Consider the following 13,123-nt stretch of genomic DNA (forward strand, 5'->3'; position numbering starts at 1 on the left):
GAGGCGGGAAACACAATAGTCACATGTCCCCGCAGACGATGGAGTCTCGCCGGGCACCGAGCGTAGGAATGCTCGGTGCCGGGTTCATGGCCCGCACACACACCCACGCCGCCCGGCTCACGGGCGCGCGCCTCGCGGCGCTCGCCGCCTCGAGTCGCCACAGCTCCGAACGCGCCGCCGTCGCTCTGGGCTATGAGCGCGCGTCGAGCGCGGAGCAACTGCTGGCCGAGGCCCTCGACGTCGTGCACATCTGCACTCCGAATACGAGTCACCTCGAATTCGCGCGGGCCGCACTCCTCGCGGGCTCGCATGTGATCTGCGAGAAGCCGCTCGCGACGTCGGCCGCGGATGCCCGGGAACTCGTCGAACTCGCCGATTCGGAAGGGCGCGTCGGCGCCGTGCCGTTCGTGTATCGCTACCACTCGATGGTGCGCGAGGCGCGCGCCCGCATCGCCGGGGGAGCGCCGGGCGCCGTGGTCACCGTGTCCGGTCAGTACTTGCAGGACTGGCTGCTCGGCGCCCAAGACGACAACTGGCGGGTCGCCGCCGACGCCGGGGGCCCCTCGCGCGCATTCGCGGACATCGGATCGCACCTCGTCGACCTCGTGGAGTTCGTGAGCGGCGACCGCATCACGCGCCTCGTCGCCTCGACCCGCACCGTGCACGCGGAGCGCAACGGGCAGGAGGTGAGCACGGAGGACGCGGTCGCGCTGACGCTCGAGCTCGCCGGCGGCGGTATCGGTTCGCTGCTCGTCTCCCAGGTCGCGCCCGGGCGCAAGAACGGCCTCGTACTCGAGATCGCCGGTGCCGAGGAGAGCGTGCGCTTCGAGCAGGAGGATCCTGAACTGCTCTGGGTGGGGCGCCGCAATCAGTCGCTGCTGCTGCGACGCGACCCCGATACGCTCTCACCCGACGCCGCGCGGCTTTCGAATGTCCCAGCGGGTCACGCGCAGGGCTATCAGGACGCCTTCAATGCGTTCGTCGCCGACGCATACGCGGCCGTCGCAGGTGAACAGCCCGAGGGGCTTCCGACCTTCGCCGACGGATACCGCGCCGCGCACATCACGGACGCCGTGCTCGCCTCCGCGCGCGAGGGTCGCTGGGTGGAGGTGGACGCCGCATGAGCGTGAACGAGGCACCAGCACCCGCGCCAACCGCCGCCACCGGCGCTCCGGTGCTTTCGGTGATCGACATCCGCAAGCAGTTCTTCGGCAACGAGGTGCTCCACGGCATCTCGCTCGATCTCGTGCCCGGCACCGTGCACGGGCTCGTGGGCGAGAACGGCGCCGGCAAGTCGACGCTCATGAAGATCGTCGCCGGCGTCTACCGGCGCGACGGAGGCGATGTGCGCCTCGGCGGCGCGAGCGTCGACTTCGGGCACCCAGTCGAAGCGGCGGCCGCCGGTGTGGCGACGGTGTTCCAGGAGTTCAACCTCCTCTCCGACCGGTCGGTCGCGCAGAACGTCTTCCTCGGCCGCGAGCCCCGTCGCCGCGGCCTCATCGACACCGCTGCCATGCGGCGCGCCACCGCTGACCTCCTCGACGACCTCGGCATCGCCGGAATCGACCCTGGCTCGCAGGTGGGGAGCCTGACGGTCGCCGAGCAGCAGATCGTGGAGATCGTGAAGGCGCTCTCGGTCGACGCGCGGGTCATCTCGATGGACGAGCCGACTGCGGCGCTCGCAGACCACGAAGTCGCGATCCTCTACCGAGTGATTCGACGGCTTCGCGATCGCGGCGTCGCGATCCTGTACGTCTCCCACCGGCTCAAGGAGATCTTCGATCTCTGCGACACCATCACCGTGATGAAGGACGGCTCGCTGGTGTCGAGCGACCCCGTCGGGGCGCTGGATCAGCCGACGCTCGTGCGACGCATGGTGGGGCGCCCGATCAGCGCCTACTTCCCTGATCCGGTGCCGGGCACGGCGCCCGGCGAGGTCGTCGTGCACGTGCGCGACGGGGGCAACACGCAACTCGACGGCATCGACCTCGATGTGCGTGCGGGGGAAGTCGTCGGGCTCTCGGGTCTCCAGGGCTCGGGTCGCACGGAACTCGTCGAAGCGATCTTCGGAGCGGCTCCGTTCACCCGCGGCACGCTCAAGATCGCCGGGTCCGCCCGCGCCATCCGCTCCCCGCGCCAGGCCGTGCGGTTGGGCATCGCCCTCGTCACCGAGGATCGGAAGCGCACCGGTCTCGCACTGAATCAGTCGATCCTCGACAACGCACTGCTCGCGATCCGCAGCGTCTTCCCGCGCCGGACGCGCCGAGAACGCGCCACGATTCCCGGCGTGTTCGAGTCGCTCGAACTCGTGAGCCGCGGCCCGAAGCAGGAGGTGCAGGCGCTGTCGGGAGGCAACCAGCAGAAGGTCGTACTCGCGAAGTGGCTGGCCACCGAACCCCGTGTGGTGCTGCTCGACGAACCGACCCGCGGTATCGATGTCGGCGCGAAGGTCGCCGTGTACCGTCTCATCCGCGATTTGGCGAAGCGCGGGGTGGCGATCCTGCTCGTGTCGAGTGAACTCCCGGAGGTGATCGGCATGGCCGATCGAATTCTCGTGATGCGCGACGGTCGCATCGCCGGCGAGCTGCCGGCCGGCTCGTCAGAGGAAACCGTGCTGGCGCTTGCGACCGGCGCCGTCGAAGCGGGAGGTGCGGCATGAGCATCGCACTCCCCGCGCGCCTCAAGCGCCTCGACACCACCGCGATCGTCTACATCGCTCTGATCGTCGTGCTCGTGCTGAGCGCGATTCTCGTCTCCACCGTCGGTCGCAACCTCTTCAGCCCGGGGAGCATCCGCGACATCCTCACCGGCATGAGCGTGCTCGGGTTCGTCGCGATCGGGCAGACCCTCGTGATCCTCGGCGGATCGCTCGACCTCTCCGTGCCCTACGTGGTCAGCCTGACGAGCCTCATCGCGGCGCAGACCATGAACGGCGAGACCGGCATGGTGCTGCCGGGCGTGCTGCTCGCGCTCGCCGTCGCTGCGCTCGTCGGGCTCGCCAACGGCATGATCGTCACCTTCCTGAACGTGCACGGCTTCGTCACGACGCTCGGCGTCGGCCTCATGCTCAAGGGGTATCTCGACACCAACTACCAGGGCACGGCCGGTGAAGTGCCCTGGGCGTTCCAGCTCTTCGGCGCCACGGGGGTCGGCCCCGTGCCCGTCTCCACCATCGTGATGCTCGCACTCGCCGGCCTCGTCGCCTTCATGCTCGCGCGCAGCAGCTTCGGGCACCACCTGTTCGCGGTGGGAGGCAACTCGGAGGTCGCCCGACTGTCGGGCGTGCGCACGCGCCGACCGCTGATCTGGGCGCACGTGCTGTGCTCGGTCTTCGCCGGGATCGCCGGTCTGCTGCTCGCCAGTCGTCTCGGCGTCGGCAGCCCGACCGTGGGCGTCCAGGGCGGCTACGATCTGCTCTCCATCGCGGCCGTGGTCCTGGGCGGCACCCTGCTCGCCGGCGGACGCGGATCGATCTGGGGCACCATCGGCGGGGTCGCGATCTTCGCGGTACTCGACAACCTCATGAGCGTGCTGCAGGTGAACCCGTTCCTGAAAGACGTGGTGCGCGGCGCAGTCATCGTCGTCGCGGTCGCGATCTACTCGCGTCGCCGACTCGTCGCCCGTCGTGAGCGCTTCACGCGATCCGGGGAGGCGGCGCCAGTGCCGGCCGATGTCACCGCAGAAGGGGGATCGCGATGAGCGCCACCGACCCGAGCGTCACCCGCCCCGTCGAGACTCCGGCCGCAGCCCCCGCTCCCGGTGGACTGGCCCGCTTCGCGCGCGCCGCCATCAGCCCGCGCGGCGCGGTCTACCTGCTGCTGCTCGTGCTGCTCGTCGCCGTGGCGATCCTGAACCCGTCGTTCGCGGAACCCGGTCAGCTCGTCCGCTACATCCAGCGCGTCGCTCCCATCGCGCTCGTCGCGATCGGCCAGTACTTCGTCATCGTCAGCGGCGAGTTCGACCTCTCGCAGGGGTCGCTCGTCACCACCCAGGTCGTCCTCGCGGGCACGCTCATCGGGCAGGACGACGCGAAGGTGATTCCGGTGCTGCTCCTGCTGATCGTGCTCGGCGCGGTCGTCGGCATCGTGAACGGGATCGTCACCACCTTCCTGAAGGTGCCGTCGTTCATCGTCACGCTCGGCATGATGCTCGTGCTCTACGGCGGAGTGATGTGGTGGACCGGCGGGGCGGCGACGGGCAACCCGGCCGACTCGTTCCGGCAGGTCGGCCGCGGCGGCATCGAGGGGCTCCCCGTCATCGGGCTGCTGCCCTGGGCCGTGCTGGTGCTCGCGGCGGTCGTCGCCGTCGCGGCCTGGCTCTCCCGCCGTCCCTTCGGCCGCACGCTCGTGGCGATCGGCGACAACTCGGCTGCCGGCGTCTTCGCCGGGGCTTCGGTGTGGCGCACCAAGACGGCCGCGTTCGTCATCTCATCGCTCTGCGCCACGGTCGCCGGCGTCCTGCTCGTCGGCTACGCCGGAGTGCACCCCTCGGTCGGTCGCGGCTACGAGTTCATCGCGATCACCGCGGTCGTGCTCGGCGGCGTCGTGCTCGGCGGCGGGCGCGGATCGGTGTGGGGGGCGCTCGCCGGCGCCTTCGCCCTCGAGACGCTGTTCACGCTGCTGAACTTCACCTCCGTGCCGTCGACGATGCGCGACGCCATCCAGGGAGCGATCATCATCGCCGCCGTCGCATACTCGGGCGCCGCGTTCCGCGCACGCCGCAAGCGGCCGACATCGGGCCTCGGGGCGGTGGCCGACGCCGGCGCCCCCGGTCCGGTCGTCGACGCGGACGCAGGTGCCTCCGCCGGCGCTCACGAACCTCCCGGAACCTCCGGGATAGATCCGACGGGGAGCACCCCGTCACCCGATCCCGCCGGCACCGCTGCCGTGCGGGGCGAACAGAAGAAGGAGAACCGATCATGAAACGATCGCTGAGCATTACGGCGAGCCTCGTCGGTGCGGCATCGCTGATCCTGCTCGCGGGGTGCACCACCGATCCGTCGGTGGAGAACTCCGCTGAAGAAGCACCTGCCGAGACCTCTGAATCGACCGACTCGACCGAGTGGTTCGACCAGGAGCTCTTCGACAAGCAGGACGAGGAACGCGGCGTGACCCCGGAAGGGCCGGAAGACGAGCCCTACCTCCAGATGATCAACGCCGAGATGAAGGACACGTCCGACTTCGCGTCCGACGGGGCGAAGAAGGTGTGCTTCGCGAACGCCTCGATCTCGAACCCGTGGCGCCAGACCGGCTGGATCACGATGAACGAGCAGCTGAAGGTGCTGCAGGAGTCTGGCGCGATCTCCGAGATGGAGACCCGCGACGCCAAGGACAGCGACGACACCCAGATCGCCGACATCGACTACTTCATCGCGGAGGGCAACTGCGACGGCTTCATCATCTCGCCGAACTCGACCGCGGCGATGACGCCGGCCGTCGAACGCGCCTGCGAGACCGGGAAGCCCGTCGTGGTGTTCGACCGCGGCGTCGAGACCGACTGCGCGGTCACGTTCATCCACCCCATCGGCGGATTCGCCTGGGGTATCGACACCGCCGAGTTCTTGATCGACAACCTCGAAGAGGGCGACAAGGTGATCGCGCTCCGCATTCTGCCCGGCGTCGACGTACTCGAGCAGCGCTGGGCCGGCGCCGAGAAGCTCTTCGAGGAGGCCGGAATCGAAGCGGTCGACTACTTCTCGGGCGGCGACCCTGCCGAGATCAAGAAGATCATCTCCGATGAGCTCGCCAAGGGCGACGTGCAGGGCGTCTGGATGGACGCCGGCGACGGTGCGGTCGCTGCGATCGAGGCGTTCGAGGATGCCGGCAAGGAGTACCCCGTGATGACGGGCGAGGACGAGCTGAGCTTCCTGCGCAAGTGGAAGGACACCGGCCTCACCGCTCTCGCGCCCGTGTACTCGAACTTCCAGTGGCGCACGCCGCTGCTCGCACTCGAGAAGATCTTCGACGGTGAAGAGGTGCCGGCTGAGTGGGTGCTGCCGCAGAGCCCGATCACCGACGCTGACCTCGACGAGTTCCTCGAGCTCAACGAGGGCATGCCCGATGGTCACTACGCGAAGTTCGGCGGCGAGAACCTGCCGGGCTACCCGAAGGTCTGGCAGGATCGCCAGATCCCGTAAGCGGGTGCGACGCCGGAGGGAGCGGGGACGAACCGCGCTCCCTCCGGCGCATCCCGTCGACCGATCGCTCTGGAGAGGAGCATCATGCGGAGAACCCTCGGCGTGAACACGTGGGTGTGGACCTCCCCGCTCGGAGACGCATCGCTGCTGAGGATCGCGGAACGCGCCCGCGGCATCGGGTACGAGCTGCTCGAGTTGCCCGTCGAGTCGCCGGGGGACTGGTCGCCGGAGCTGGCGGCCGAACGCCTGGGAGCGCTCGGCATGGGCGCGCGCGTCGTCGGGGCGATGGGAGCGGGGCGCGATCTGCTCGACGACGCGTTTCGGGCATCGACGCAGGCCTACCTGCGGCACTGCGTCGATGTCGCCGTCGCGGTCGGATCGCCGACGGTCGCCGGGCCCTTCACCGCTCGCACCGGCCGCGTCTGGCGGATGGGCGCCGACGAACGCGCGGCAGCGATCCGAGTGCTCCGCGAAGCCCTTCGGCCCGTCGCCGCGTATGCGGCGGAGCGCGGGGTGACGCTCGCGATCGAACCGCTCAACCGGTACGAGACGAGTCTCATCAACACGGTCACGCAAGCGCTCGACGTGCTCGACCCGCTGCTGGGCTCCGCTGACGCAGGGGCATCCGGCATCGCGCTCGCACTGGACGCCTACCACCTGAACATCGAGGAGCGCTCGCCGTCGGCAGCCATCCGCGCGGCCGGCGCGCACCTCGCCGTGGTGCAGGTCTGCGGCAACGATCGAGGCCCGGCCGGCCCCGATCACACGGACTGGGGGGCCTTCTTCGACGCGCTCGACGACGTCGGGTACACCGGCCCGCTCACGCTCGAGAGCTTCACCGGGGACAACGACACGATCGCGACCGCAGCGTCGATCTGGCGACCGCTCGCCGAGTCGCAGGACGCGCTCGCGCGCATCACCTACGATTTCCTCACCGACCACCAGCTGCAAAGGAGCGGCCGTCTATGAGCCACGAAGCAACGCACCCCGTCACCCTCTTCACCGGGCAGTGGGCGGACCTGCCGTTCGAGGAGGTCGCACGCCTCGCCTCGGAGTGGGGCTACGACGGGCTCGAGATCGCCGCCTCCGGCGATCACCTCGACCTCGCCCGCGCCGACGAGGATGACGCGTACCTGCAGTCCCGGCTCGACACGCTCGAGCGGCACGGGCTCAAGGTCTGGGCGATCTCGAACCACCTCGCGGGGCAGGCCGTCTGCGACGATCCCATCGACTTCCGGCACGAGGCCATCGTGCGCCCCTACGTATGGGGCGACGGCGACCCGGAGGGTGTGCGGCAGCGCGCAGCCGCCGATATGCAGCGCTCTGCCCGCGTCGCCCGCAAACTCGGCGCCGACGTGGTGACGGGGTTCACCGGGTCGAAGATCTGGCCGTACGTCGCGATGTTCCCGCCCGTGCCCGCATCGGTGATCGACGAGGGGTACGAGGACTTCGCGCGGCGGTGGACGCCGATCCTCGATGTGTTCGACGGGGAGGGCGTGCGGTACGCGCACGAGGTGCACCCCTCTGAGATCGCGTACGACTACTGGACGACGGTGCGCGCGCTCGAAGCCATCGACCACCACCCGGCGTTCGGGCTCAACTGGGACCCCAGCCACCTCGTGTGGCAGGGCGTCGACCCGATCGGGTTCATCGTCGACTTCGCGGATCGCATCTGCCACGTCGATTGCAAGGACACGCGGGTGCGCCCCCAGACCGGCCGCTCCGGCATTCTCGGATCGCATCTGCCGTGGGGCGACCCGAGGCGCGGCTGGGACTTCGTCTCGACCGGGCGAGGCGACACCCACTGGGAGGACGGGTTCCGCGCACTCGACAGCATCGGCTACACCGGGCCGATCTCGATCGAGTGGGAAGACGCGGGCATGGACCGCCTGCATGGCGCGGCGGAGGCGATCGAGCGGATCCGCTCCCTGCTCTGGAAGCGCCCGACGGCCTCGTTCGACGCCGCCTTCTCCCACCAGTAGGCGCTGCGCCGCGCCGCGCCACCTTCGTCCGCCTCCGCCTCCGCCTCCGCCTTCCTTGGAGCGGGGTCACTTCGGGAGCGTGTCGGCGTCGGTCCCGTTTGCGACACCCTCCCGAAGTGACCCCGCTCGCAGAAGGGCCGCGCGTGGGAGAATCTACGCGTGAACGACGCAGCGCCCCTGGCCAACCCGACACCCGAGCGCTCGACCTCCGGGGTCGGGCCGTGGCCGGGAGGGCGCGACGCCTGGCCGACCGGAGCGCAGTACGACGCTGAACTCCTCGAGCATGGCGACACGCGCAACGTGGTCGACCGCTACCGGTACTGGAACATGGCCGCGATCGTCGCCGACCTCGATGAGCATCGTCATCCCTTCCACGTCGCCATCGAGAACTGGCAGCACGACATGAACATCGGGTCCATCGTGCGCAGCGCGAACGCGTTCGCTGCCGACACCGTGCACATCGTGGGTCGCCGCCGTTGGAACAAGCGCGGCGCGATGGTGACCGACCGGTACCAGCACGTGGAGCACCGCGAAGACGTGACCGCGCTCGTCGCCTGGGCGCGGGGCGAGGGGATCCCGATCATCGCGATCGACAACGTGCCCGGCTGCGTGCCGATGGAGACCTTCGACTGGCCGGAGCGCTGCGTGATGCTCTTCGGTCAGGAGGGACCGGGCCTGACCGCGGAGGCGATCGCGGCGGCCGACGCCGTCGTCGAGATCACCCAGTACGGGTCGACGCGCTCGATCAATGCTTCGGCCGCTGCGGCGGTGTCGATGTACAGCTGGGTGCAGCAGCACTCCCCGCTTCGCCCGCGCTGACGGCGGCCCGCGCTCGCCCGCGCTCGCCCGCTCTGCTCTCGCTCGGCATCAACCCTCGGTTTCGCGGACGTAGGCGCGCACGCAACGGTTCAAACCGCGGACGATGGCGGCGCCCGTGCGTAAAGACGCTCCTGCCGAGGCTGAAAGGTCGACATCTCGCACATGCGTTCGGCCGCGCGCGGAAGGCTCGGAGCTGCGAGCATGCATGCCGCCGAGACGAAAGAGGGCGCGATCAGTATGAATTGGCCGAGCTGGCTGGGAGACCTTCCGACATGGGTGACAGCGGCCGCCGTGGTGTTCGCTGCGGGGTCCTACAACCTCGATCGCGCCCGCCAGCGTGCCGACGCAGAGCGTGACGCTCGAGAGCAAGCAAGCCGACTTTCGGCGTGGGTGGTCACTGACCCGGACGAGCGGAAACGCACGTACGGCGTGATTCTCGACAATTGCTCGGGATCCGCGTTCCGCGATGTCAGTGTGGTTGTCCGAATGTTCGACGCAGTGATCGATAGGCCGATTCGACTCGTCATGCTGCCGCCGGGGCGATACTTCGTCGAGCTGAGCAAAGACTCGACGACGTACACGTGGAAGTTCGCTGCGGAAGTGCCGAGTCACACGGGCGATCGTCTCCGCCCCATCATGCAATCGGCGAAGTATCAGGTCCATGCATTGGAGTTCACGGACACTCGCGAGCAGCGCTGGCGCCGAGATGAATCATTCGTGCTGTCGAGAGCGCGAGAGAACTGAGCGGAGAGCGCGACCTCAGCCCTAGTTCCGGAAGATGCCCGATACCTCAGGGAGGCTTCCGACAAGATGCGACTCGAGCAGAGCGGTGGCCGTGTCGAGATCGAACTGCTCGATGGCCTGTGCGATCTCGAGGTGCTGTTCGACAGCCGAGCATCGCCGTGAGGGCACGGCCTGGAACATGGCGATGCCGATCCTCACCTGGCGATCGTGAATGGAGTTGTAGAGCTGGGCGAACTCGGTGTTTCCGGTCGCCTGCACGAGCGTCCAGTGAAACTCCTTGTCGGTGACCACCATGTCGACGATGCGGTCGGGGTCGTCCTCGAGAATCGCTCGCTGTTCTTCGATGAGGTGGAACAGGCGACCGGCGATGGGCACGCGGTGGTCGCAGACCCACTTCACCCCGTGTCCCTCGAGCACGACGCGAGTCATGGCCTGCTCCTGGATGGCGCGGAGGGTGATCTCGGGCACGAGGGCGCCGCGGTGCGGGATGAGGGTGAGGAGCTGCTCGGACTGCAGACGGGAGAACGCCTCCCGCACCGGAGTGCGGGAGACGCCTGTCGCCACTGCGATCTCGTTCTCGGTGATGACGGTCTGCGGAGCGAGCTCGAGCGTGATGATGAGGTTCTTCAGGTACCCGTAGGCGTAGTCCGCAGCTTTGATGCCGGGGGGCCGCACGCCCGGCGGCAGCGGTGCCTTCACCGACCAGCCGCCGAACCGGGCGTGCGATACATCCGGGATGAGCTGCATGCGTAGATCGTAGCTCAGGCCAGAGGGCCCACGGTGAAGCGCCGATTCTCGAGGCACGGATTGGTGCGGCGCACCTGCGCAACGCGGTCGGAGCTGACCACTGCCGTCGCGAACGTCTCGGTCTCCTCGCCCGCTGAGGCGCGCGTGATTCCGAGGGGGTCGATGATCTGACTCTGGCCCGTGCAATGCGGGCCGGTCTGGCCCGCCGCGGCGACGTACGTGGTGTTCTCGATCGCCCGCGCCCGCAGCAGTGACTCCCAGTGCAGTTCCTTCATCGGCCCGACGGCCCAGGCGGCTGGGTAGACGAGCACATCGGCGCCGTGATCGACGAGCCATCGCGCCATCTCCGGGAAGCGCAGGTCATAGCAGGTCGCCGCGCCGACGGTGATGCCGTTCACGTCGAAGACGAGAGGCGAGTCCGCGCTCGCCGCCGTCACCGAATCGGATTCCCGGTACCCGAAGGCGTCGTACAGGTGGATCTTGCGATACACGCCCTCCAATTCTCCGGTCGGCGAGATGTGCACGAGCGTGTTGTACGGGTGCGTACCAGCGTTCGTCTCCGTGAGCCCGGCGACGACGTGCGTGCTGCCGGCGGCCGCCGCGCTGCGCAGGGCGGTGACGAAGTCTCCGTCGAAAGTGGATCGGCCCGGCATCGCGCAAGAAGGCGGGGAACCGCTCTGGCACGAACTGCTCGGGGTGCCGCGGCATGAACCAGGTGAGGCCGAGCACCTGCAGGCGCAGCAGATCGTTCAGCTCCGGGGAGAGGCGCGTCGACCAGGATCCCGAGGCGACGACCACCGTGCGCGCGAGCCAGGCGCCCTGCGTCGTGCGCACCACGACGCCGTTGCCGCGCTCTTCGAGCTCGAGCACCGGGGTGTTGAAGTGCAGCTCGGCGCCGTTCGCCTCGGCGAGGTCGAGCGCCGACATCACGGCGACCTCCGGGCGCAGGCCGCCGCCGTGCTCGTCGAGGAGTGCGACGTCTCCGTCGGCGATGCGGTGCTGCGGGTACTGGGCGCGCAGGTCTTCCGTGCTGAGGAGGCGGTGCGGAATGTCGAATTGCCGCACGGTGCCGATCGCCGTCTCGAGATCGGGGAAGCCCTCGGGGGCGATGCTCAGGCAGCCCACCTCGGCGTAGATGTCGCGGCCCGATTCCCGCTCCAGCTCGCGCCAGAGTTCGCGCGAGCGTTGGATCATGCCGACGTAGGTGCCGCCCTCGTGCACGGCGGTGCGGAAGACGCGGGATTCGCCTGCGTAGGAGCCGTGCGGGTGCACGCGCCCGTACTGCTCGATGCCGACGACCGTGAGGCCTTCGCGCTTGCTGAGCTGCCAGAGGGCCATCGAGCCGACAGTGCCGGCGCCGATGACGATCACGTCTGCGTGCTGAAGTTCCATGAGTCCTCTATCTCCTGTGGTGTCGTGGCTCGTGCGGTGTCGCGGGTCGCCTAAGCGAGTGCCGGAGTGTCCCAGAGGTTCAGCTTCGTGCCGATTCCGTCGCGCACGGCATTGCGGTAGACCTGCGTCGCCCAGGCGACGTCTTCGACGGGCATGCCGCCCACCGAGTAGATGAAGATCTCGTCGTCGTCGGTGCGGCCGGGGGTGATTCCGCGGATGATCTCGCCGACGTCTTCGAACTGCTCTGGCGCAATCCGGCCGTCGCGCACGCGGTCGACGAGATGGATGCCCCAGATGCCGACCGTCTCATGGGCGGGTTCCGGCAGTTCCTCGGCCCACGCCTGGTAGATCTTCCGAGCGTCTGCGACGTGGCGCGAGCGCTGTACGAGCGACTCCTCGACGGCGAGATGCGCCGAGCAGCAGATGAAGGCGCCGGGCTTCACCCATTCGTCGCGAACGAGGGGGTAGTGCTGCGAACCCGACTGACTGGGCACTGCGATGCTCACGATGTCAGATCCGCGCACGGCGGCTTCGAAGCTGTCGACCTGCTCGATGGCGAGCTGCGGAAACTTCTCGGTGGCCCAGGCGATGAAGGTGTCGATGCCGCCCTGGCTCCGACCGAAGACGCGCACCGTGTCGATGCCGGGTCGCACGGCGAGAAACGACTCGAGCGAGGTCCGGTTCATCGGGCCGGGCCCCACGATGCCGACCACCCGGGCGTCGTCGCGGGCGAGGTAGCGTGCTCCGACGCCGGGAATCGCGCCCGTGCGGTACGCGCTCAGCAGGTTCGCCGACATGATGGCGAGCGGCGCGCCCGTGTCCTTGTCGCTGAGCGTGAACATCAGGATCGAGCGCGGCAGACCGCGCTCCTTGTTCGCCACATTCGACCCGTACCACTTGCATCCGGCCGCCTGGTAGTCGCCGCCCAGGTAGGCGGGCATCGCCATGAAGCGGCGATCCGGCCCGTCCACTGGCATACCGGGGAAGGTCTCGTGCTCCGGGAAGAAGATCTGCGCGCCGTGCGAGTTGTTCTCGGTGCCGGCCATCCGGTAGTCGCCCGCCGCGAAGAGGCCGAGCATGTCCGACATCGTGTCGACGCAGGCGGGCATGTCGGTGACCCCTGCGCGGATCATGTCGGATTCGCTGAGGTAGAGGAAGTCGATGCGGGTGTCGTTCGCGGTGTCACTGGTGGTCTGGGGCTGCGGCACGTCGGTGTGTCCCTTCGATCGTTCCCGGCTGCGGTGCTCGGGATGGTCTGCGCGTGCAGACTCGGGTCGGGTGGGACCACCCTAGAACTATCCAT

At 68.7% G+C, this 13,123-nt stretch carries 12 protein-coding genes and 1 pseudogene; 9 read left to right on the forward strand and 4 right to left on the reverse strand.

Going from position 1 to position 13,123, the window contains the following annotated elements; translation table 11 throughout:
• Positions 1 to 23 precede the first annotated feature (23 nt).
• The 9 genes from WFH23_RS11995 to WFH23_RS12035 all read left to right on the forward strand — a co-directional run bounded on the left by WFH23_RS11995 (position 24) and on the right by WFH23_RS12035 (position 9,681).
• Entirely contained in the window at positions 24 to 1,124 is a 1,101-nt protein-coding gene (locus WFH23_RS11995) for a Gfo/Idh/MocA family protein (protein ID WP_336662681.1), read from the forward strand.
• The gene (locus WFH23_RS12000; protein ID WP_336662682.1) at positions 1,121 to 2,659 is read left to right on the forward strand and encodes a sugar ABC transporter ATP-binding protein; all 1,539 of its coding nucleotides are present in this window, start codon (positions 1,121 to 1,123) and stop codon (positions 2,657 to 2,659) included. The genes WFH23_RS11995 and WFH23_RS12000 overlap by 4 nt, the downstream gene beginning before the upstream one ends.
• Positions 2,656 to 3,699, forward strand: coding sequence for an ABC transporter permease (locus WFH23_RS12005; protein ID WP_200330372.1), 1,044 nt, complete (start codon positions 2,656 to 2,658; stop codon positions 3,697 to 3,699). The genes WFH23_RS12000 and WFH23_RS12005 overlap by 4 nt, the downstream gene beginning before the upstream one ends.
• Positions 3,696 to 4,922, forward strand: a complete 1,227-nt coding sequence (locus tag WFH23_RS12010; RefSeq protein ID WP_336662683.1) for an ABC transporter permease — start codon at positions 3,696 to 3,698, stop codon at positions 4,920 to 4,922. Before WFH23_RS12005 ends, WFH23_RS12010 begins: the two co-directional genes overlap by 4 nt.
• Complete coding sequence (locus tag WFH23_RS12015) at positions 4,919 to 6,136, forward strand: substrate-binding domain-containing protein (RefSeq protein WP_336662684.1); 1,218 nt, start codon at positions 4,919 to 4,921, stop codon at positions 6,134 to 6,136. The genes WFH23_RS12010 and WFH23_RS12015 overlap by 4 nt, the downstream gene beginning before the upstream one ends.
• 84 nt (positions 6,137 to 6,220) lie before the next feature.
• Complete coding sequence (locus WFH23_RS12020) at positions 6,221 to 7,105, forward strand: sugar phosphate isomerase/epimerase family protein (RefSeq protein WP_200330366.1); 885 nt, start codon at positions 6,221 to 6,223, stop codon at positions 7,103 to 7,105.
• The gene (locus WFH23_RS12025; RefSeq protein WP_090146331.1) at positions 7,102 to 8,118 is read left to right on the forward strand and encodes a sugar phosphate isomerase/epimerase family protein; all 1,017 of its coding nucleotides are present in this window, start codon (positions 7,102 to 7,104) and stop codon (positions 8,116 to 8,118) included. Before WFH23_RS12020 ends, WFH23_RS12025 begins: the two co-directional genes overlap by 4 nt.
• 159 nt (positions 8,119 to 8,277) lie before the next feature.
• Positions 8,278 to 8,937 (forward strand): TrmH family RNA methyltransferase, encoded by a 660-nt coding sequence (locus WFH23_RS12030; RefSeq protein ID WP_336662685.1) that lies wholly within the window; start codon positions 8,278 to 8,280, stop codon positions 8,935 to 8,937.
• A gap of 201 nt (positions 8,938 to 9,138) precedes the next feature.
• On the forward strand, positions 9,139 to 9,681 hold the full coding sequence (locus tag WFH23_RS12035) for a hypothetical protein (RefSeq protein ID WP_336662686.1): 543 nt from the start codon (positions 9,139 to 9,141) through the stop codon (positions 9,679 to 9,681).
• A 21-nt stretch (positions 9,682 to 9,702) separates the two neighbouring features.
• Here the strand turns inward: WFH23_RS12035 and WFH23_RS12040 are convergent, their stop codons facing one another.
• The 4 genes and pseudogenes from WFH23_RS12040 to WFH23_RS12055 form a co-directional block, all read right to left on the reverse strand.
• Positions 9,703 to 10,428: a GntR family transcriptional regulator gene (locus WFH23_RS12040; protein ID WP_336662687.1), complete on the reverse strand. Its 726-nt coding sequence runs from the start codon at positions 10,426 to 10,428 to the stop codon at positions 9,703 to 9,705.
• A 14-nt stretch (positions 10,429 to 10,442) separates the two neighbouring features.
• The gene (locus tag WFH23_RS12045) at positions 10,443 to 11,081 is read right to left on the reverse strand and encodes a carbon-nitrogen hydrolase family protein (protein WP_336662688.1); all 639 of its coding nucleotides are present in this window, start codon (positions 11,079 to 11,081) and stop codon (positions 10,443 to 10,445) included.
• A pseudogene (locus WFH23_RS12050) lies at positions 11,074 to 11,820 on the reverse strand (FAD-dependent oxidoreductase); the annotation flags it as partial. The gene WFH23_RS12045 and the pseudogene WFH23_RS12050, both read right to left, overlap by 8 nt.
• A 50-nt stretch (positions 11,821 to 11,870) precedes the next feature.
• A complete protein-coding gene (locus WFH23_RS12055) occupies positions 11,871 to 13,028 on the reverse strand; it encodes a tyramine oxidase subunit B (RefSeq protein WP_336662689.1) in 1,158 nt (385 codons plus the stop codon).
• Positions 13,029 to 13,123: the final 95 nt, after the last annotated feature.

Origin of the sequence: Leucobacter sp. USHLN154 (assembly GCF_037145595.1) — a bacterium.
In the GTDB taxonomy this organism is placed as follows: Bacteria; Actinomycetota; Actinomycetes; order Actinomycetales; family Microbacteriaceae; genus Leucobacter; species Leucobacter alluvii.

What these genes read in the sequence shown, in the direction of transcription:
- WFH23_RS12020 (WP_200330366.1), top strand. Translation starts at nt 6,221, where the DNA reads ATGCGGAGAACCCTCGGCGTGAACACGTGGGTGTGGACCTCCCCGCTC.
- WFH23_RS12010 (WP_336662683.1), top strand. Translation starts at nt 3,696, where the DNA reads ATGAGCGCCACCGACCCGAGCGTCACCCGCCCCGTCGAGACTCCGGCC.
- WFH23_RS11995 (WP_336662681.1), top strand. Translation starts at nt 24, where the DNA reads ATGTCCCCGCAGACGATGGAGTCTCGCCGGGCACCGAGCGTAGGAATG.
- WFH23_RS12040 (WP_336662687.1), bottom strand. Translation starts at nt 10,428, where the DNA reads ATGCAGCTCATCCCGGATGTATCGCACGCCCGGTTCGGCGGCTGGTCG.
- WFH23_RS12000 (WP_336662682.1), top strand. Translation starts at nt 1,121, where the DNA reads ATGAGCGTGAACGAGGCACCAGCACCCGCGCCAACCGCCGCCACCGGC.
- WFH23_RS12025 (WP_090146331.1), top strand. Translation starts at nt 7,102, where the DNA reads ATGAGCCACGAAGCAACGCACCCCGTCACCCTCTTCACCGGGCAGTGG.
- WFH23_RS12035 (WP_336662686.1), top strand. Translation starts at nt 9,139, where the DNA reads ATGCATGCCGCCGAGACGAAAGAGGGCGCGATCAGTATGAATTGGCCG.
- WFH23_RS12015 (WP_336662684.1), top strand. Translation starts at nt 4,919, where the DNA reads ATGAAACGATCGCTGAGCATTACGGCGAGCCTCGTCGGTGCGGCATCG.
- WFH23_RS12045 (WP_336662688.1), bottom strand. Translation starts at nt 11,081, where the DNA reads ATGCCGGGCCGATCCACTTTCGACGGAGACTTCGTCACCGCCCTGCGC.
- WFH23_RS12005 (WP_200330372.1), top strand. Translation starts at nt 2,656, where the DNA reads ATGAGCATCGCACTCCCCGCGCGCCTCAAGCGCCTCGACACCACCGCG.